Source organism: Clostridium beijerinckii, from assembly GCA_003129525.1.
In the GTDB taxonomy this organism is placed as follows: Bacteria; Bacillota; Clostridia; order Clostridiales; family Clostridiaceae; genus Clostridium; species Clostridium beijerinckii_D.
Map to the genome: position 1 here is coordinate 1466104 of CP029329.1, position 19053 is coordinate 1485156.

A 19053-nucleotide genomic window follows, 5' to 3' on the forward strand; every position below is an offset into this window, starting at 1 on the left:
AGGTGAATCCATGAATATTAAACCAGAAGAAATAACTTCTATTATTAAAAGAGAAATAGAAAAATATGAAAAGCAAATTCAAACAGTAGATTCTGGTACAATAATCACAATTGGTGATGGTGTTTCAAGAGTTTATGGATTAGATAATTGTATGGAAGGGGAATTGTTGGAATTCCCTAATGAAGTATACGGAATGGTTTTAAACCTTGAACAAGATAACGTTGGATGCGTTATTTTAGGAGACGATAAAGGAATAAAAGAAGGCGATATCGTTAAAGGAACAGGTAAAGTAGTTGAAGTTCCAGTTGGAGATCAAATGCTAGGTAGAGTTGTTAATGCATTAGGACTTCCTATAGACGGAAAAGGACCAATAGTTACAACTGAAACTAGACCAATTGAAGTTCATGCTCCTAGTATAATAGATAGAAGTTCTGTTAATGAACCATTACAAACAGGAATTAAGGCAATTGACTCAATGATTCCAATTGGTAGAGGTCAAAGAGAACTTATAATAGGAGATAGACAAACTGGTAAAACAGCAATAGGTATAGATACTATCCTAAACCAAAAAGGTAAAGATGTTATATGTATATATGTAGCTATAGGTCAAAAACAATCTACAGTTGCTAATATAGTGAATATTTTCACTGAAATGGGAGCTATGGATTATAGTATCGTAGTAAGTGCTACAGCATCAGAATCTGCACCATTACAATATCTTGCTCCATATGCAGGATGTAGTATAGGCGAATATTTTATGCATAAAGGAAAGGACGTATTAATTGTATACGATGATCTTTCTAAACACGCAGTAGCTTACAGAGCAATGTCATTATTGCTTAAGAGACCACCAGGTAGAGAAGCTTATCCAGGAGATGTTTTCTATATTCATTCAAGATTGCTTGAAAGAGCAGCTAAATTATCTAAAGAATTAGGTAGTGGATCATTAACAGCTCTTCCTATTATAGAAACACAAGCTGGAGATGTTACAGCTTATATACCAACAAATGTTATATCAATTACAGATGGACAAATATTCCTAGAAGCTGATTTATTCTTTTCAGGACAAAGACCAGCTGTAAATGCAGGTATATCAGTATCAAGAGTTGGTGGTAATGCACAAATTAAAGCAATGAAACAAGTTAGTGGTACATTAAGACTAGAACTTGCACAATACAGAGAACTAGAAGCTTTTTCTCAATTTGGATCTGATTTAGATAACGATTCTAGCAGAAGACTTCAAAAAGGTAAAAGATTAGTTGAAATATTAAAGCAAGATCAATATAGCCCGTTGGAAGTTGGAAAACAAATTGCAATATTATATGCTGCAGTTAATGATTTCTTATCAGACATTAAGGTTAGCGATATAAAAAGATTCGAAAAAGAATTTTTAGAATATTTGGATACTCACTATAGAGAAATTGAAAAATCAATTATTACAGGAAAAACTTTAACTGATGAACTAAAATCTAAGTTAGAGGAAGCAATAGTTGAATTCAAAAAGGTATTTTTACAAGAAGCATAGCTTAAATTTGAGCTATGCCCTTCTTTAGGAGGTGGAAATCATGGGTGCAGCTGGACTTCTTGAAATTAAAAAAAGAATTAAGTCAGTAGAAAATACAAAGAAAATTACAAATGCCATGGGGCTTGTTGCCACTTCAAAGCTTAGAAAATCTAGAAAAGAATTATTGGTAAACAATAAATTTATTGAATCAACTGAACCAATAGTAAGAAATCTTGCAACAACTGCTTCTGAAGATGGTGCTAATATTTATTTTGATGGGAATAAGAGTGAAAATAAATTATATGTAGTAATGACATCAGATTCAGGATTATGTGGTGGGTTTAATGGTAATGTAGTATCTTACTTACAAACTTTAATTGGAAATAAAAAAAGTAGTACAAAAATTATTGTAGTTGGAAATAGAGGAATTGGTTATGTTAGAAGAGCTCAACTGGATACGGTAGGAGAATATGTTGATATTTCAGATTTACCAACAGTAAGAGAAGCAAAAGTCATATTTGATAAAGCACTTCAAATGTATATCGATGGAGAAGTTTCAGAAGTAAATATTGTGTATTCTGATTTTATTTCACCAGTTAAACAAATAACAAAAGTAGATAAGATTTTACCTATCGAGAAATTTGAAGGTAAAGTAAAGAAAAATCTTATTGAGCCAAGTTTAGAATTGGTATTAGAAGATGCTCTTAATATTTATCTAAAGGGAAAAATCAGAGGTATTTTATTAAGTTCTAAATGTAGCGAGCAAAGTTCAAGAATGACAGCTATGGATGGAGCTACAAAAAATGCAAATGATTTATTGTCTGATTTAAAACTTAAATTTAATAGAATCAGACAAGGTGCTATTACACAAGAAATAAGTGAAATTGTTGGAGGAGCAGCAGCTCAAAAATAGTAAGGAGGTATCTTATGCCTGGAAAGATAGGAAAGGTAGTTCAAGTAATTGGACCAGTAATAGATATAAAGTTTGATTCAGATTCTCTTCCAAATCTATATAATGCAATTAGTATTAAGATGGGAGAACATGAGTTAGTAGCTGAAGTTGAGCAACATGTTGGAGACGATATCGTTAGAACAATCGCTATGTCAGCTACAGAAGGATTAAAAAGAGGAATGGATGCTGTTGATACAGGAAATCCTATTTCTGTTCCAGTAGGTCAAGAAGTATTAGGAAGATTATTCAATGTTTTAGGTGAGGCTATTGATAATTGTGGAGCAGTTGATGTAAAGGAAAAATATCCAATTCACAGACCAGCTCCTAGTTTTAAAGATCAAACTGTTGAGCCAGAGATGTTTGAAACAGGAATTAAGGTTGTAGACTTACTTGCACCATATCAAAAAGGTGGTAAGATAGGTCTATTTGGAGGAGCTGGAGTTGGTAAAACAGTTTTAATCCAAGAATTAATAAATAATATAGCTAAAGAACATGGTGGATTATCAGTATTTACTGGAGTTGGTGAAAGATCAAGAGAAGGTAATGATTTATATCATGAAATGATGGAATCAGGAGTTATCAGTAAAACTGCATTGGTATTTGGACAAATGAATGAACCACCAGGTGCCAGAATGAGAGTTGCATTAACTGGGTTAACTATGGCAGAATACTTTAGAGATAAAGGTCAAGATGTGTTATTATTTATAGATAACATATTTAGATATACTCAAGCAGGTTCTGAAGTTTCAGCATTGCTTGGAAGAACACCTTCAGCAGTTGGATACCAACCAACATTAGCTACTGAAATGGGAGCGCTTCAAGAAAGAATTACATCAACAGTTAATGGATCTATTACATCAGTTCAAGCTGTATATGTTCCAGCTGATGACTTAACAGATCCAGCACCAGCAACAACATTCTCACATCTAGATGCGACAACAGTTTTATCTAGAAGCATAGCTGAACTTGGTATATATCCTGCAGTAGATCCATTAGAATCTACATCAAGAATATTAGATCCAAGAATAGTTGGAGAAGAACATTATAAAGTGGCATCAGATGTTAAGCACGTTCTTCAAAAATATAAGGAATTACAAGATATTATAGCAATCTTAGGTGTTGATGAACTAGGTGATGATGATAAGGCTGTTGTAGCTAGAGCAAGAAGAATACAAAGATTCTTATCTCAATCATTTACAGTTGCTGAACAATTTACTGGAATGAAAGGAAAATACGTTACAGTAAAAGAAACAATAAGAGGATTTAAAGAAATTCTTGAAGGTAAATATGATAATTTACCAGAATCAGCATTCTTATTTGCAGGATCTATAGATGATGTTATAGAAAAAGCAAAAAGCTTAGGATAAGGGGATGAGCAATAATGGCTAGTACCTTTTTACTAAAAATTATTACACCAGATCATGAGGTTTATAATGGCGAAGTTGAAAAAGTATTTTTAAAAAGTGTAGATGGAGACTTCGAAGTATTAGCAAACCATGAAAATATGATATCAAGTACTATACCTTGTATTGCGAAATATAAAGATTCTAAAGGAATTGAAGATGAATTATTTATTTCAACATCAATAGTGCATATTACTGAAAATGAAATGACAATATGTAGTGATGCAGCTGAATTTGAATCAGATATTGATGAAAAAAGAGCAGAAGAAGCAATGACAAGGGCAAAGAAAAGACTCGAGGAAGCTGGCAAGTTTAATAAAGATAGAGCAGAATCAGCATTCCTTAGAGCTAAACAAAGATTAATATTAAAAAAATCTAATAAATAAAATAATTTAAAGTGTACCTCTTTATATAGAAAATCTATATAAAGAGGTACACTTTAATTTTTTCACTATTTTTATTCTATATGTTGACAATCTATCACAAAATTTTAATAAATTTATATTATATATATATACTTCGATATAAAGAGAATAAGAACTGAAAGAGATGGTCATAATTAAAAAAGATAAAGTAGGGGGTATTACTATGAATATAAAAATCAGTATATTAATTTTTGTATTATTATCTTTTTTAAATATGGGTGCTATTTCTAATGAAAGAAGCAACACTAAAAATTCATTTAGTGTTTTAGAAACAAATATAACAAATATAAGTGAATTTCAAGAAAATGGTGCAAAGCTTCAATATAAAACAAAAAATAATATTGAAAAAGAAAGCGCTAGGATAAAAGAAAATTTGAATAATAATATAAAAGGAAGCCACAGAGAAATCAATAAAAGTCAATTTGAAATATTTAATAATAATTTTTATACTAATATAAAAATGTGGTATGAAGATAAATATACTTATGTCGAAATCACATTAATAAATAAAAATGCGAAATACACAACAGTAGATATAAAGAATATACTACGAAAATTAGAAAATCAAGAATCAGAAAATACAAAATACTTTTTTTATTATGAAGGCAAAGAAAAAGAGCTAGATAATAATTATTCTATAGATAAATTAATAAATGAAAACAATATACAAAAAACAAATTTATTAAAAATAAACAATGGTTATACAGGAACAGGATATTTAAGTAATGGAGAAAGAATTAATTTTGCACTTACTAGGTATAATACTGGTTCGCATATAATAATTGGTACGCCAATAATATTTGCAACATACTAAAGCATCTTCAAAAAAAATCTAACAGTAATAGATTATTTTATATTATACTCTTGAGTAAATTTTGCTAATAGTTTGTTAGAAGTAAAATTCATTTACCTGTCTGATATAAAATAAGTATTACATATTTGGATGGTTATTTTTCAGATGCCTAACAATTCAATATGGAGGATAATATGGAGAAAATAATAGTTAAGGGTGTAAAAGAACTTAAAGGTGAAGTTGATATAAGCTGTGCAAAAAATTCAATTTTACCTATAATCGCAGCAACTATATTGTGTCCAGAACCTATAGTTATAGATAATGCACCTAGATTGGAAGATGTTGAGGTTATATGTAAGTTATTAAGTGAATTAAACTGTGATGTTGATATTTCAAAATTAAATAATAAATTGACTATAGATACAAAAAATATAGTAGAAATGGATGCGAACGCAGAACTTATGCGAAAAATGAGAGCATCATTTTTAATTATGGGACCTATGCTTGCTCGATTTGGTTATTGTAAATTATCATTGCCAGGTGGATGTAACATAGGTAGTAGGCCAATAGATTTACATCTTAAAGGATTTAAGTTACTTGGAGCCGACGTTATAATGGGTCATGGTTTTGTAGAAGTAAAAGCAAAAAAGATGATTGGAAGTAGAATATACTTAGACTTTCCTTCAGTTGGTGCAACAGAAAATATTATGATGGCATCAGTTTTTGCTGAGGGTACAACAATAATAGAAAATGCAGCTGAAGAACCAGAAATTTGGGATTTAGCACGATTTTTAAATAAGATGGGTGCTAAGATACATGGAGCAGGACTTGGGAAAATAACAATAGATGGAGTAAAGAACTTAAAAGGAATAAACTATACTCCTATATACGATAGGATAGAGGCTGGAACATTTATGATAGCAGCAGCAATTACAAATAGTAAAATAAAGATTAATGGAGTAAATGAAGAACATTTAAGACCTATAATAGAAAAATTAAAAGAATGTGGAATTATTTTCAGTGATTATAAGAATGATTCTGTAATTGTAGATGGAAGAAAGTCTAAAAAACCATTAGATATAAAGACACTCCCATATCCAGGATTTCCAACTGATATGCAAGCTCAAATGATGAGCTTATTATCTGTAATAGAGGGAGTTAGTGTTATTACAGAAACAGTTTTTGAAAATAGATTTATGCATGTTGCTGAACTAAATAGAATGGGTGCTAATATAAAAATTGATGGTAGAACTGCTATAATTGAAGGTGTATCAAAGCTTACAGGATGCGAAGTTAAGGCAACAGACTTAAGAGCTGGAGCAGCAATGATACTAAGCGGATTGGTAGCAGAAGGTGAAACTGAAATAAGTGACATTTATCATATTGATAGAGGCTATGTTAATATTGAAGATAAATTTAGAAATCTAGGAGCAGAAATTTATAGAGTAAATAGGTAGAATATAAAATGATATTAATCTAAACTAATCAGCTTAGATTAAATTTACCAAATTTATTTAGGCATATATTTTAAGTTAATGTATAATTAGGAAATAAGATTACAAAAAAGTTTAAAGCCAAAACAATAGGAAATACAGCTCATTACATTTGCCAGTGTGATGAGCTGATCTTATTTGTTGGCGGTGTGTTATGCATTGAAATTCTATTTCTAAGCATAATAAAACTTTAATATGTGGTTTTTGAGTTAACATAATTATCATAATAATAAAACTAAAACATATACTTTATAGTGCATGTTTTAGGAGGCGAAAATGAAAATAATTAATATAAAAACTACAAATATAAAAATTAATAGTAGTATAAAAATAATTATTATTATGACTTTAATTATTTTTACTATATTAATAACATTACCATTGATTTTTTTAACAGTAAGTAAAGAAAGTGTTGATATATTTAAGCTGAATAATGAAAATATAGTTAAGAGTTCAGAAATTGTATTTCCAGTTAATGGTAGAGTTAAGCTTTATCATAAAGAAGAAGATAGTGTAGAGGAACTAGATTTAGAAGAATATATTATGGGAGTGGTAGCAAGTGAAGTTCCAGCAAACTTTAATGAAGAAGCTTTAAAAGCTCAAGCAATAGCTGCAAGGACATTTTATATGAATAAAAGGAATAATCCGGATAAGGATGCAAAAAATAAAGGTGCTGAAATTTGTGATACTACTGATTGTCAAGTATATATGAGTAAGGATGAGAGAATAGCTAAATGGAGTAGTAGTCAAGCAGGAAGTAATTGGAATAAAATACAAAAGGCGGTTTTAGATACAAAAGGTCAAGTTCTTACTTACGAAGATTCATTATTAGAATATCCACAATTTTTTGCGACTAGCTCAGGTAGAACTGAAGATGCAAAGGATGTATTCTCAATGGATGTACCATACTTAAAATCAGAAGAAAGTAAAGGTGAGGAAATTGCACCTAAATATAAAACAACTGTAGAAATTCCTATAAATGAATTTGTAGATAAGATTAATGCGAAATATAAAAATGCCAATATAAAGAAAAGTAATATAGAATCATTAATTAAAATTGAAGGTTATACTGAATCTGGAAGTGTAAAAGAAATTAAAGTAGGAAATGAGAGTATAAGAGGAACAGAATTTAGAACATTATTCAATTTAAATTCAACAAATTTTAAATTAGATTTTGAGAAAGACATAATAAAGATAAATTGTAAGGGATATGGTCATGGTGTTGGAATGAGCCAATGGGGAGCAAATGTAATGGCTAAAAATGGGTCAACATATGAAGAAATTCTTAAGCATTACTATAGTGGGGTTGAAATTCAAGAAATAAAATATACACATTAATAAAAGCGCGAAGCGCAACCAAGAACATTTCACCTTAAAAAAAGTGCGTCAGCACAACCACGATCATATCACCTTAGAAAAAAGCGCGAAGCGCAACCACGATCATATCACCTTAGAAAAGGTGCGTCAGCACAACCACAATCATTTCACCTTAAAAAAGGTGAGAATGCAACCATGAACTTTTAACATAAAGAAAATGAGTAATTTTAATATCAATTGTAAATAATCAATCAATAGGGGAAGTAAATAGAGGCAATACCTGTTTTTAGATAACTAAAAATAGATATTGCTTCTATTTCTTTGTTTAGAAAATTTAAAAGAGGAGATACTTTAAATTAATAATATTTAAATAAAAATTATTAATTTAGATTAAAAAAAATATGCAATAAAAAAATTATATTTATGTATTAATTTTCATAAAAGGGGAATTATAACAATAGGAGGTGTTCATATTGGACAAAAAGTTAAAAGAAAAATTCGGAAATTTAGTTAGGAAGGAGGGATTTTATATCGCTTTATTCCTTTGTCTTTGCATAATAGTTACTGTTGGAACTGTTTCTTATAAAATGATTAGCAATAAAAACGAAGTTAATAAGGCAGAAGATATAAATAAAGACTTAGCATTGAATTCTAACAATGAAGAAAAAACAATTAATGAGATTCCCAATGCTGAGAGGGTAGAAAATGTTCCAGACACTAGTAAAAATAATATTGATAAAGCAAAGACAGAACAATCTACTACAGTATCTACAACTAATATAGTGAAATTTTCAAATCCTATAGATGGTGTTGAAAGTAGAAATTATACTTACCCTACACCCGTAAAGATGGAAGAGGGTATTTTTAGAACTATTAGAGGTGTAAATTTAGAAACCAAAATAGGAACTGAAGTTAAGGCAGCAGCAGAAGGCGTAGTAGAAGTTGTAGAAAATTCAGGTGTTGAAGAAGGCGTAGTTGTAGAAATTAAACACGCTAATGGATTAAAAACAAGATATGGAAATCTTGATGAAAACGTACTAGTAAAAAAAGGCGATAAGGTTAAAGTAAATCAAGTTATTGCAAAAGTTGGAGAAACTGCAAAGGTATTTAGCAAAGAAGTATTTGGAGAATTTCTAAATTTACAAGTAATTGATGCTAAAGGAGAACAAGTTAATCCTGAAAAGTATTTTACATTAAAGTCTAAATAAAACATTAGGCATATTCAAAAAAGATAACAAGTCAATCAGCATGTTAGTTTATTTTGTATCATACTGCATCAGTATGTTTGCCTAATATTCAACCATGAGGGAAACATACTTTCACTCAGTTGATACAAAATATACTTTATATATTTGGCTTGTTATTTTCTTTCATATATCTTATGAAAAATAAAAATTAATCATTTATTTAATTTGAATGGATGATTAATGAAAAACAACTAAATTTATGATGTAAAAATTAATAAAAGATAAAGTCAAGGAAGTGGTATTTTGAAAGATTATATTGAAGAAAGGGTATTAGATGTTGCAAGGTATATTATAGATTCAAAGTCTACAATAAGAAAAACAGCTAAGGTTTTTGGTGTTAGTAAAAGCACAATTCATAAAGATATGACGGAGAGACTTCTAAAAATAAACCCTGAAATTGCAGAAGAAACTCATTCGATTTTAGAATTAAATAAGGCAGAACGACATATTAGAGGTGGAAAAGCTACACAAATGAAATATAAAATTATTGAATCTTAATAAGATTAAGACTATAATATAATATTAGTAGAATTATGTAAATACAGGTATTAATATGTATTATAGGAGTGAATAAGAAATGTGTTTTTGGAAAACAGGAACAGACCTTGCAATTGATCTAGGAACAGCAACTGTACTAGTTTATATGAAAGGTAAAGGAGTGATATTAAAAGAACCTTCTGTTGTAGCTATAAATAAAAGTAATAATAAATTGTTGGCTATAGGGGAAGAAGCAAGAAAAATGATAGGAAGAACTCCAGGAAATATAATTGCAGTAAGGCCATTGAGAGATGGAGTTATTTCGGATTATGATATAACACAAAAGATGCTAAAAGAATTGATAAAGAAAGCATGTGGGACACGTAGTATTAGAGCCCCTAAAGTGATTGTTTGTGTACCATCTCAAGCTACAGAAGTTGAAAAGAGAGCCGTTATTGACGCAACTATGAACTCAGGAGCTAAGACAGTTCATTTAATTGAAGAACCCTTAGCAGCAGCTATTGGAGCAGGGCTAGATATCACTAAACCAAATGGATGCATGGTAGTAGATATTGGCGGTGGTACTTGTGATATTGCAGTTATTTCATTAGGTGGAGTAGTAGTGAGAGAATCAATAAAAGTGGCTGGAGATAAATTTGATGATTCTATAATAAAATATGTACGAAATGAATATAAGTTAATGATTGGTGAGAAAACAGCTGAAGATTTAAAGATAAATATTGGTTCAGCATTTAAAAATTCAAGAAACCTAACATGTATGATGAAGGGGAGAAATCTTGTAACAGGGTTACCAGATGAAGTGGAAATTACCACAGAAGAAATAAGAAATGCAATAAGAGAACCTATAGAAATTATCGTTCAAACAGTAAAGAGAGTATTGGAAAAAACACCACCTGAACTAGCTTCAGATATAATAGAAAGAGGAATAGTAATGACCGGTGGAGGAGCGCTAATACATGGCTTAGATAAGCTGATAGAATTTAAAACAGGAGTGGTAACAATTGTTGCGGAGGATTCTGTTGAATGCGTTGCTAAAGGGACCGGTAAAGTACTTAGTTATATAGATAAGTTAGATAGTAAGATGAATTCACAACAAATAGTTTTCATAGAATAATGAAATAAATAACAGTCAAAATTATTAATTTTGACTGTTATTTATTTTTTAGAAGTAGGTATATCAAATAAAATAATATACTGAATATGTGACATATATTTGTGGGAAATGTGTATTAAAGATTAAACCATAGGAAATTGTCCACGATTTAAATTATAAGATTCAATAAATACTCTAGCTATAATTTTAGCCATATTCATAATAAAAGAAAGTCTTATACTATGTGAAAAAAAGAATTCAGAGTTATCACTTGAATCGACGATACCTATAACTGATGCAACTCCGACTTCTGGAAGCTCTTTTCCTACTCCTTTACCAGGGCGTATTGCATAGTCTCGTATACGAATATCTCCAATATCTTCAGCATCACCCAAACAAGCATCAACACCAATTATAGATGCGTTAGGATGGTTAGAATATATTTCATCTAAACGTTCATCAATATTTAAAGCATGAATTGGATGTGATAAAGTTCCATAAACAGGTAGTGGAAAAAAATTTTCTGTCAATATAGATCCAACTAAAGGACCTAGACAATCCCCAATGCATTTGTCAGTACCAATACAAACTATTACAGTGTCTTTAGTAATGTAATTTTTGATTTCTAGCGTTAGATTATAAGAAAACATAGTATTAAGATTAATATCTGGTTTAATCAAGGATAGATACCTCCTTTATAAAATATATATATGAAGAATATAAGAAATATAGTATAAAAAAATAATTTGTGGAAATTAATACTAATAAAGGAGACATTTATGAAGAAGATTACAATATATTTAATTTTAGTGTTTACAGTAATAATAAATATTTACTTAATATTTTATTGGGAACCGGAAAATAGAGTTGTTAATAAAGAAGAGAGTAGTAAAGCAGCTATATCTTATTCAAAATCGGTATATAAGTTAGATAAGGAAAAAGCATTAGAAAAATTATCACCTGCTGATAAAAATGATTTTGAAAAAATAATTGGAAAGTTATCTGCATTTGATTTAGGAAAAATAAAAGATTATTATGAAGATTCTAATGATGAAGAAGGTACAGTAAATATCTTTAAACTTTTAAGGAAAAGGCTTACAACAGAAGATTATAAACAAATACATGAAATAAGCGCTTCTTTTTTAGAATTAGAGAGGATTGATCAAAGAATAAAAAATAATTAAGGTTACTATATTAAACAAGAGTATTATGAAGAAATATAGAGTAATAGAGATTTAAATTCATTAGATTGAGTGCTGTAAGAGTTGAAAAAAAAGCTTTTTGCAGATATACTAATCATTGTTGATTGGTAATTAATCAACATAGTTAAATAATTAATTTTGGAGGAGTTCCCGAGTGGCCAAAGGGGGCAGACTGTAAATCTGTTACGTTAGTTTCGATGGTTCGAATCCATCTTCCTCCACCAATTTTATCTGATGTCTAGCATTTCTAACCTCCTATCGTAGATGGTAGCTAAGAACTGCACGACCCTAGGTAAGTTCAACTAAATTCAGCTAAAGTACAACTTCACCTGAAAAGTTTCACTTTATAATGGGCGCATAGCTCAGCTGGGAGAGCACCTGCCTTACAAGCAGGGGGTCACAGGTTCGAGCCCTGTTGTGCCCACCATTATAAAAATTAATTATACAATCTATATGCTGGCATGGCTCAACGGTAGAGCAGCTGACTTGTAATCAGCAGGTTGTAGGTTCGATTCCTATTGCCAGCTCCAGTAAAATAATATAAGAAAATAAACAATTAAAAACTTATATTATAATTAAAAATGAATATGGAGGAGTTCCCGAGTGGCCAAAGGGGGCAGACTGTAAATCTGTTACGTTAGTTTCGATGGTTCGAATCCATCTTCCTCCACCAATTTTATAATGGGCGCATAGCTCAGCTGGGAGAGCACCTGCCTTACAAGCAGGGGGTCACAGGTTCGAGCCCTGTTGTGCCCACCATTATAAAAGATAATTATACAATCTATATGCTGGCATGGCTCAACGGTAGAGCAGCTGACTTGTAATCAGCAGGTTGTAGGTTCGATTCCTATTGCCAGCTCCAGTAAAATAATGCAAGAAAATAAATAATTAAAAACTTGTATTATAATTAAAAATGAATATGGAGGAGTTCCCGAGTGGCCAAAGGGGGCAGACTGTAAATCTGTTACGTTAGTTTCGATGGTTCGAATCCATCTTCCTCCACCAAAAAAAAGAATAAACTTAGTTTATTCTTTTTTATTTATTTAAAGAATAAAAAGAATGTAAAATTTTTATTGTAACATTGACTAATTATAAATCATATGATAAAATATTTTTGAAAATTAAATTATGTAACTCTTATCAAGAGAGGTGGAGGGAAAGGGCCCTATGAAACCCGGCAACCTGTATTATATAAGGTGCCAATTCCTGTAGATATATTTCTACGAGATAAGAAAAGGATTATTAAAATCGCGCTCTTCTTATTGAAGGGTTTTTTTATTTCTATTTATAAGTTTATACAGATTTAAGCTGTGAACAAACAGTGAAGATTACAAAAAATTATTAACACATGTATAAGTTTATAATAATAGAGAATTTAATTAAGGATATATCTTTTAATAAGAGACAATAAATTTATCAAAAATTGATAAAGAGTTAAGTCGAGGGGAGAAAAAAGTATGAAACGATTATTTACTTCAGAATCAGTTACAGAAGGTCATCCAGATAAGATGTGTGATCAAATTTCAGATGGTATTTTAGATGCTATTTTATCAACAGATCCACTTGCTAGAGTTGCCTGTGAAACATGTACAACTACAGGTATGGTTATGGTAATGGGAGAAATAACAACAAATTGTTATGTTGATATTCCTAAAGTAGTTAGAGAAACTGTAAGAGAAATTGGATATGATAGAGCGAAGTTTGGATTTGACTGTGATACTTGTTCAGTTATTACAGCAATAGATGAGCAATCAGCAGATATTGCTATGGGTGTAAATGAAGCTTTTGAATCTAGAAAAGGTGAAAAAGATGATGTTGAAGCAGTTGGAGCTGGAGATCAAGGTATGATGTTTGGTTTTGCAACCAATGAAACAGACGAATTTATGCCACTTCCAATATTTATGGCTCACAAGTTATCTAGAAGGCTTACAGAAGTGAGAAAGAACAATATATTAAGCTATTTAAGACCAGATGGTAAAACTCAAGTTACTGTTGAATATGAAGATAATAAGCCAAAGAGAATTGATACTATTGTAATATCTACACAACACGATGAAAAAGTTACTTTAGAACAAATTCAAGAAGATCTAAAGGAATATGTAATTCAAGCTGTTGTACCTGCGGAATTATTAGATAGTGAAACTAAATATTTTATAAATCCAACAGGAAGATTCGTTGTTGGAGGGCCTCAAGGAGATTCAGGATTAACAGGAAGAAAGATAATAGTTGATACATATGGTGGATATGGTAGACATGGCGGTGGAGCCTTCTCAGGAAAAGATCCAACAAAGGTAGATAGATCAGCTGCATATGCTGCAAGATGGGTAGCTAAGAATTTAGTTGCTGCGGGTGTTGCAGATAAGTTAGAAATTCAACTAGCATACGCAATAGGGGTTGCAAAGCCAGTTTCAATTGAAGTAGAAACTTTTGGAACAGGAAAAGTAGATGAAGACAAGATTGTTCAAATAGTAGAAAAGGTATTTGATTTGAGACCAGGAGCTATAATTAGAGATCTTGACTTAAGAAGACCAATATACAAACAAACAGCTGCTTATGGACATTTTGGAAGAAATGATCTTAATTTACCATGGGAGCAATTAAACAAAGTACAAGAAATAAAAAAATATTTATAATATGATATATGAGCTGTCTCGAATTTATTTTGGGACAGCTTATTTTAGTATTAAGAATTTATATAATTATAATTACCTAAGATAAAGTAACTAATTATATGAAAATAATAGCCAATAGCCAATAGTCAATTTAAGATTATTATAAAGAGTATTATGATATAATTAAAAAATAAAAGTAAAATTAAAAAAGTTAAGTTTTATTGTTAGAAATTTAAAATAAATATTATAGAAAAGATTTGGAGAGATTCTATGGAAGTTCTAAATGGTTTTGTTGAGAACATTGTTTTTAAAAGTGAAGATACTGGTTATGTAGTTTGTAAAATTAGGAATGGAAAAGAGTTAGTTAGTGCTGTAGGGACAGTTCCTTTTATGAAGGAAGGTCAAAATGTAAAATTAACAGGGTACTGGACAGTACATAAGCAGTTCGGCAATCAATTTAATATTCAAGAGTATGAAGAGCTTCTTCCAAATTCATTAGATGGAATAGAAAAATATTTGAGTGCAGGAATAATACATGGAATTGGACCTGTTACTGCTAAGAAGATAATAGAAAAATTTGGCGCTGAAACTTTAGATATAATGGAAAATAGCATTGAGAGGCTTACGGAGATAGAGGGTATAGGAGAAAAAAAGTTTCAAATTATATATGAGTCTTATATAGAACAACAAGGATTAAAAGATATAATTTTATATTTTCATAAACATGGAATGACTAATAATCAATGTGTTAAGATTTATAAGAAATTTGGACCAAATGCAAGACAAATAGTATCAGATAATCCTTATATATTATGTGATGAAATTTCAGGTATTGGATTTAAAACAGCAGATAGAATTGCCATGAGTATTGGAATTGAAAATAATTCTGAATTTAGAATTCAAAGTGCAATTAAGTATGTAATGAACCAGTTTTGTGCTGCAGGAAATACATTTATGCCTAAAAATAATATAATAGAAGAATGTGAAAAAAACTTATTAATATCTAAGGAATTAATTGAAAAAAATATATATGATATGGCAGCACAACAGAAAATAATTATTGAAAAAATAAATGATGTTGAAATTGGATTTTTACTTCAATATTATTATTGTGAACTTGGAGTAACTAGTAAAATAATTACTTTGGGATTACAGCAAATACAAACAATAAATTCAGATGTTGATTTTGAAATTGATGTTTTTGAAAAGGATCAAAAAATACAGTTTGCGCCATCTCAAAGAGAGGCAATTATTGGGGCATTTAATAATGGTATAGAAATAATAACAGGTGGTCCGGGAACGGGTAAGACTACAATTATAAAGGCTATAATTCATATCTACGAAAATAATGGCATGAAAGTAATACTAGGAGCTCCAACTGGGAGAGCAGCTAAAAGAATGACTGAATCTACTGGAAGAGAGGCAAAAACAATACATAGACTTCTAGAAATGGGCGTTTCAGAAGAGGATGAATCAGTATTTGAAAAAGGAGAATCATCACCATTAGATTGCGATGTGATAATAATTGATGAAGCATCTATGATTGATATAATGTTAATGCAGAACCTACTTAAAGCAATTAATTTAGGCACGAGACTTATAATTGTTGGGGATGTTGATCAATTGCCGTCTGTTGGGCCAGGAAACGTATTAAAAGACCTTATAGAGAGCGAATATATAAAAGTAGTAAGATTAAAAGAAATATTTAGACAAGGCGCAGAAAGTTTAATTGTTATAAATGCGCATAGGATTAATGAAGGTGAAATGCCATTATTAAATCAAAAAGACAAGGACTTCTTCTTTATTAATGAAAATGATCAAGATAAAATTTTAAACACAATAATAGATTTAATGAATAGAAGACTTCCTAAGTTTAATAAATCATGGGATATACTTAAGGATATGCAAGTGTTAACTCCTATGAGAAAAGGAATACTTGGGGTTAATAATTTGAACATTAGACTTCAAGAAATATTTAATTCACCATCAAAAGATAAAAAAGAAAAAACTTCTCGAGATATATTATTTAGAGAAGGAGACAAAGTGATGCAAACAAAGAATAATTATACTTTAAAGTGGGTTAGAGTAAATGGGTTTGGAGAAAGTGAAGGTTCTGGAGTCTTTAATGGCGATTTAGGTTTTATTGAGAGTATCGATGAAGAAAAAAAAGCTTTAACAATTATATTTGATGATGAAAGAAAAATTGTTTATGATTTTAATTTTCTAGATGAATTAGATCTTGCATATGCAACTACAATCCACAAAAGTCAAGGAAGTGAATTTAAAGTTGTAATTATTCCCGTATTTATGGGATCACCTTTTCTAATGAATCGTAATTTACTTTATACAGGAATCACAAGGGCAAAACAGTTGGTAGTTGTTGTTGGATTTCAAAAAGCATTAATGTATATGATTAATAATACAAATAGTATAGAACGATATTCAGCTTTAAAGCATAGAATTAGAGATATAATAACTAAAGATGAGTTTGAAGATAAGTAGATAAGTGAGATCCGAATCTACGATTTTGCGTGAATCACTTACTCAGCGACTAAAAGGAGTCGAGTTTCATAAGTAGAGAACCAAAATCTATGATTTTGTGTGAATCACTTACTCAGCGACTAAAAGGAGTCGAGTTTCATAATAAAGAAAGGAGATGGAGGTATGGGAGATGTATGCAAAGTAACTCAAGAGGACTTAAAGTATGCATATGATAAAATAGATTATTGGTATAAAAAAAATATTAAATTTTTGACAATAATCACAGTTCCGTTTAATACACCTTGTGTTTTTTCGAATATAATAAGTTATATTGCTCAAAATAATGGAAAAGTACTATATGTTTGGGGAAAAAATGCAGAGAATAGAGAATTAATTAATATAATAAGAGATCTTAATTCAAACATAACGCACTCATATATTGAAAAGGGAGTTTCAACCACTAATTTAGTATTTATACATCATGACAATTTAACAAAACTTGATGGACAATATGATATGGTAATTTTTGATGATATAACATATTTTTCAAATTTAAGTAGTCTCAATGTAAGAGATGGATTAGAGATTTGTGCAAATTTAGGAGAAAGAGTTTTGTTATATAGCATAGAGAAAATGGCATTAGTTGGTGAAAAGTTTGAACTTGCAGCATATAACTATAAGAAACCTTTTGTAGAGCCTAGGATATTAACAACTAGGATAGATTTAAATGTAGATATTCCATACACTCTTTATGATTATCTAAAATGGTTCAAAGAAAATAATCATAAAGTAGCTATTTATGTACCAAATAAAGAAAAATTAGATATAGTTTATGATTATTTTGCCAATAAATTAAAGCTTTCAGAAGTTAAAATAATAAAAGTTTCTAAAAGTGATGAAATAAAAAGATGTGAGAGAGTATCAAAATATAAAGATAAGGCAATATTTATAATAACTAATAAAATAGAGGAGTTACTTGAATATTGTTATATTGACGATAGTGTAATAATGTTTTCTGATAATGAAAGATATAATTACAAAAAGATTTTATATGTATGTGGTCAAATGAGAAATATAAATTCAAAATTACCAGAAGTACTTTTAGTATCAAATGATATATCAGAAGATATGGATAAGGCAAAAAATATGGCAAGAAATTTCAATAAAAGAGTATGGGAAAAAAGATTACGAAAATTATAAGGAAATTATGGGAAGGGTTACTTGAAGTAGTATATCCAAGAGAAAATTATTGTATTATATGCAAAGAAGATGATTGTTTCGGGATATGTAATACTTGCAAAGATAGTATTAAAATTTTAAATGAAGTACATCAAGATGAAGTAATAAGTTATGGATATTATGGCGGAGTATTGAAAGATTTAATACTAAAACTTAAATACAAAAATAATTTTACAGCAGGAGATATACTAGCAGAATTTTTGGAAGAGTATATAACTAAAAATTTAAAGTATAAAGAATACATAATAACATATATACCTTTATCAAAAAAATCTAAAAAAAATAGAGGCTTTAATCAGTGTGAATATATTGCGAAAAAGATAGCTAGAGATTTATCAATTGAAGTTTTAGATGTATTGATTAAACAAAAAGAAACCAAAGAACAAAAAAAGTTAAAAAGAGATGAGAGATATGAAAATATAAAAGATGCATTCGAAATAAAAAAAGGAATAGAAGTAAAAAATTACAATATTATATTGATAGATGATGTGGTAACTACAGGTGCAACTCTTCAAGAAGCATATAAATTATTAAAAAAATTTGAAGTAAAAGAGATAAAACTATTGACCTTAGCCAAAAGTCATATATAATATTAATGTAAAGCTAGGTTTGTGGTTGAAAGTCGATGCCAGTCGCAGGCGAAACGATCCACGTAATTTAGATAAAATGTCTAGGGAGCATGGTGCGGTATAGAAGTAAGTCCTGCCAGTGTATAGTACTGAGAGGGTTAGTAGTGAGGGATTAATTTCTATTAGCAAAAGCTCCAGCAGGCGAGTGTGGGGGCAAAAACCAGG

Annotated in this window: 16 protein-coding genes, 7 tRNA genes and 1 riboswitch; of the genes, 22 read left to right on the forward strand and 1 reads right to left on the reverse strand. The window is 29.9% G+C overall.

Translation table 11 applies throughout. The annotated features are described in order from the left end of the window. Window positions 1–10 precede the first annotated feature (10 nt). From DIC82_06405 to DIC82_06450, 10 genes are all read left to right on the forward strand, one after another. Window positions 11–1525, forward strand: a complete 1515-nt coding sequence (locus DIC82_06405; GenBank protein AWK50671.1) for a F0F1 ATP synthase subunit alpha — start codon at window positions 11–13, stop codon at window positions 1523–1525. A gap of 40 nt (window positions 1526–1565) precedes the next feature. Next, a complete protein-coding gene (locus DIC82_06410) occupies window positions 1566–2417 on the forward strand; it encodes a F0F1 ATP synthase subunit gamma (GenBank protein AWK50672.1) in 852 nt (283 codons plus the stop codon). A 14-nt stretch (window positions 2418–2431) separates the two neighbouring features. Next, window positions 2432–3823, forward strand: coding sequence for a F0F1 ATP synthase subunit beta (gene atpD, locus DIC82_06415; GenBank protein ID AWK50673.1), 1392 nt, complete (start codon window positions 2432–2434; stop codon window positions 3821–3823). Between the two features lie 14 nt (window positions 3824–3837). Further along, window positions 3838–4245: an ATP synthase F1 subunit epsilon gene (gene atpC, locus DIC82_06420; protein AWK50674.1), complete on the forward strand. Its 408-nt coding sequence runs from the start codon at window positions 3838–3840 to the stop codon at window positions 4243–4245. Window positions 4246–4447: 202 nt separating this feature from the next. Then, the gene (locus DIC82_06425; GenBank protein AWK50675.1) at window positions 4448–5098 is read left to right on the forward strand and encodes a hypothetical protein; all 651 of its coding nucleotides are present in this window, start codon (window positions 4448–4450) and stop codon (window positions 5096–5098) included. 173 nt (window positions 5099–5271) lie between these two features. After that, the gene (gene murA / locus DIC82_06430) at window positions 5272–6534 is read left to right on the forward strand and encodes a UDP-N-acetylglucosamine 1-carboxyvinyltransferase (GenBank protein ID AWK50676.1); all 1263 of its coding nucleotides are present in this window, start codon (window positions 5272–5274) and stop codon (window positions 6532–6534) included. Between the two features lie 312 nt (window positions 6535–6846). Further along, a complete protein-coding gene (gene spoIID / locus DIC82_06435) occupies window positions 6847–7908 on the forward strand; it encodes a stage II sporulation protein D (GenBank protein ID AWK50677.1) in 1062 nt (353 codons plus the stop codon). A gap of 452 nt (window positions 7909–8360) precedes the next feature. Beyond that, on the forward strand, window positions 8361–9095 hold the full coding sequence (locus tag DIC82_06440) for a M23 family peptidase (protein AWK50678.1): 735 nt from the start codon (window positions 8361–8363) through the stop codon (window positions 9093–9095). Between the two features lie 282 nt (window positions 9096–9377). Beyond that, window positions 9378–9632, forward strand: a complete 255-nt coding sequence (spoIIID, locus tag DIC82_06445) for a sporulation transcriptional regulator SpoIIID (protein ID AWK50679.1) — start codon at window positions 9378–9380, stop codon at window positions 9630–9632. Between the two features lie 79 nt (window positions 9633–9711). Further along, window positions 9712–10746, forward strand: coding sequence for a rod shape-determining protein (locus DIC82_06450; protein AWK50680.1), 1035 nt, complete (start codon window positions 9712–9714; stop codon window positions 10744–10746). Between the two features lie 122 nt (window positions 10747–10868). Here the strand turns inward: DIC82_06450 and yyaC are convergent, their stop codons facing one another. Further along, on the reverse strand, window positions 10869–11405 hold the full coding sequence (yyaC, locus tag DIC82_06455; GenBank protein ID AWK50681.1) for a spore protease YyaC: 537 nt from the start codon (window positions 11403–11405) through the stop codon (window positions 10869–10871). Window positions 11406–11504: 99 nt separating this feature from the next. On the opposite strand from yyaC, the gene DIC82_06460 reads away from it, so the two are divergent. The 12 genes from DIC82_06460 to DIC82_06515 all read left to right on the forward strand — a co-directional run bounded on the left by DIC82_06460 (window position 11505) and on the right by DIC82_06515 (window position 18849). Then, the gene (locus tag DIC82_06460) at window positions 11505–11909 is read left to right on the forward strand and encodes a hypothetical protein (protein ID AWK50682.1); all 405 of its coding nucleotides are present in this window, start codon (window positions 11505–11507) and stop codon (window positions 11907–11909) included. Between the two features lie 158 nt (window positions 11910–12067). Then, window positions 12068–12151 (forward strand) — tRNA-Tyr (locus DIC82_06465). A gap of 127 nt (window positions 12152–12278) precedes the next feature. Then, window positions 12279–12354, forward strand: a tRNA-Val gene (locus tag DIC82_06470). A 28-nt stretch (window positions 12355–12382) separates the two neighbouring features. Then, window positions 12383–12457: transfer RNA gene (locus DIC82_06475), tRNA-Thr, on the forward strand. A 59-nt stretch (window positions 12458–12516) separates the two neighbouring features. After that, window positions 12517–12600, forward strand: a tRNA-Tyr gene (locus DIC82_06480). Between the two features lie 10 nt (window positions 12601–12610). Next, window positions 12611–12686: transfer RNA gene (locus tag DIC82_06485), tRNA-Val, on the forward strand. A gap of 28 nt (window positions 12687–12714) precedes the next feature. Beyond that, window positions 12715–12789: transfer RNA gene (locus tag DIC82_06490), tRNA-Thr, on the forward strand. 59 nt (window positions 12790–12848) lie between these two features. After that, window positions 12849–12932 (forward strand) — tRNA-Tyr (locus DIC82_06495). 129 nt (window positions 12933–13061) lie between these two features. Continuing rightward, window positions 13062–13161: riboswitch (SAM riboswitch) on the forward strand. A gap of 223 nt (window positions 13162–13384) precedes the next feature. Beyond that, window positions 13385–14560: a methionine adenosyltransferase gene (locus tag DIC82_06500; protein AWK50683.1), complete on the forward strand. Its 1176-nt coding sequence runs from the start codon at window positions 13385–13387 to the stop codon at window positions 14558–14560. A 249-nt stretch (window positions 14561–14809) separates the two neighbouring features. After that, window positions 14810–17041 (forward strand): ATP-dependent RecD-like DNA helicase, encoded by a 2232-nt coding sequence (locus DIC82_06505; protein ID AWK50684.1) that lies wholly within the window; start codon window positions 14810–14812, stop codon window positions 17039–17041. 162 nt (window positions 17042–17203) lie between these two features. Further along, window positions 17204–18220, forward strand: a complete 1017-nt coding sequence (locus DIC82_06510; protein AWK50685.1) for a hypothetical protein — start codon at window positions 17204–17206, stop codon at window positions 18218–18220. Further along, on the forward strand, window positions 18193–18849 hold the full coding sequence (locus DIC82_06515; GenBank protein ID AWK50686.1) for an amidophosphoribosyltransferase: 657 nt from the start codon (window positions 18193–18195) through the stop codon (window positions 18847–18849). The genes DIC82_06510 and DIC82_06515 overlap by 28 nt, the downstream gene beginning before the upstream one ends. The last annotated feature ends 204 nt before the right edge of the window (window positions 18850–19053 follow it).

Coding starts and splice junctions, on each gene's coding strand:
- DIC82_06405 (AWK50671.1), top strand. CDS start 11: ATGAATATTAAACCAGAAGAAATAACTTCTATTATTAAAAGAGAAATA.
- DIC82_06410 (AWK50672.1), top strand. CDS start 1,566: ATGGGTGCAGCTGGACTTCTTGAAATTAAAAAAAGAATTAAGTCAGTA.
- atpD (AWK50673.1), top strand. CDS start 2,432: ATGCCTGGAAAGATAGGAAAGGTAGTTCAAGTAATTGGACCAGTAATA.
- atpC (AWK50674.1), top strand. CDS start 3,838: ATGGCTAGTACCTTTTTACTAAAAATTATTACACCAGATCATGAGGTT.
- DIC82_06425 (AWK50675.1), top strand. CDS start 4,448: ATGAATATAAAAATCAGTATATTAATTTTTGTATTATTATCTTTTTTA.
- murA (AWK50676.1), top strand. CDS start 5,272: ATGGAGAAAATAATAGTTAAGGGTGTAAAAGAACTTAAAGGTGAAGTT.
- spoIID (AWK50677.1), top strand. CDS start 6,847: ATGAAAATAATTAATATAAAAACTACAAATATAAAAATTAATAGTAGT.
- DIC82_06450 (AWK50680.1), top strand. CDS start 9,712: ATGTGTTTTTGGAAAACAGGAACAGACCTTGCAATTGATCTAGGAACA.
- DIC82_06460 (AWK50682.1), top strand. CDS start 11,505: ATGAAGAAGATTACAATATATTTAATTTTAGTGTTTACAGTAATAATA.
- DIC82_06500 (AWK50683.1), top strand. CDS start 13,385: ATGAAACGATTATTTACTTCAGAATCAGTTACAGAAGGTCATCCAGAT.
- DIC82_06505 (AWK50684.1), top strand. CDS start 14,810: ATGGAAGTTCTAAATGGTTTTGTTGAGAACATTGTTTTTAAAAGTGAA.
- DIC82_06510 (AWK50685.1), top strand. CDS start 17,204: ATGGGAGATGTATGCAAAGTAACTCAAGAGGACTTAAAGTATGCATAT.
- DIC82_06515 (AWK50686.1), top strand. CDS start 18,193: ATGGGAAAAAAGATTACGAAAATTATAAGGAAATTATGGGAAGGGTTA.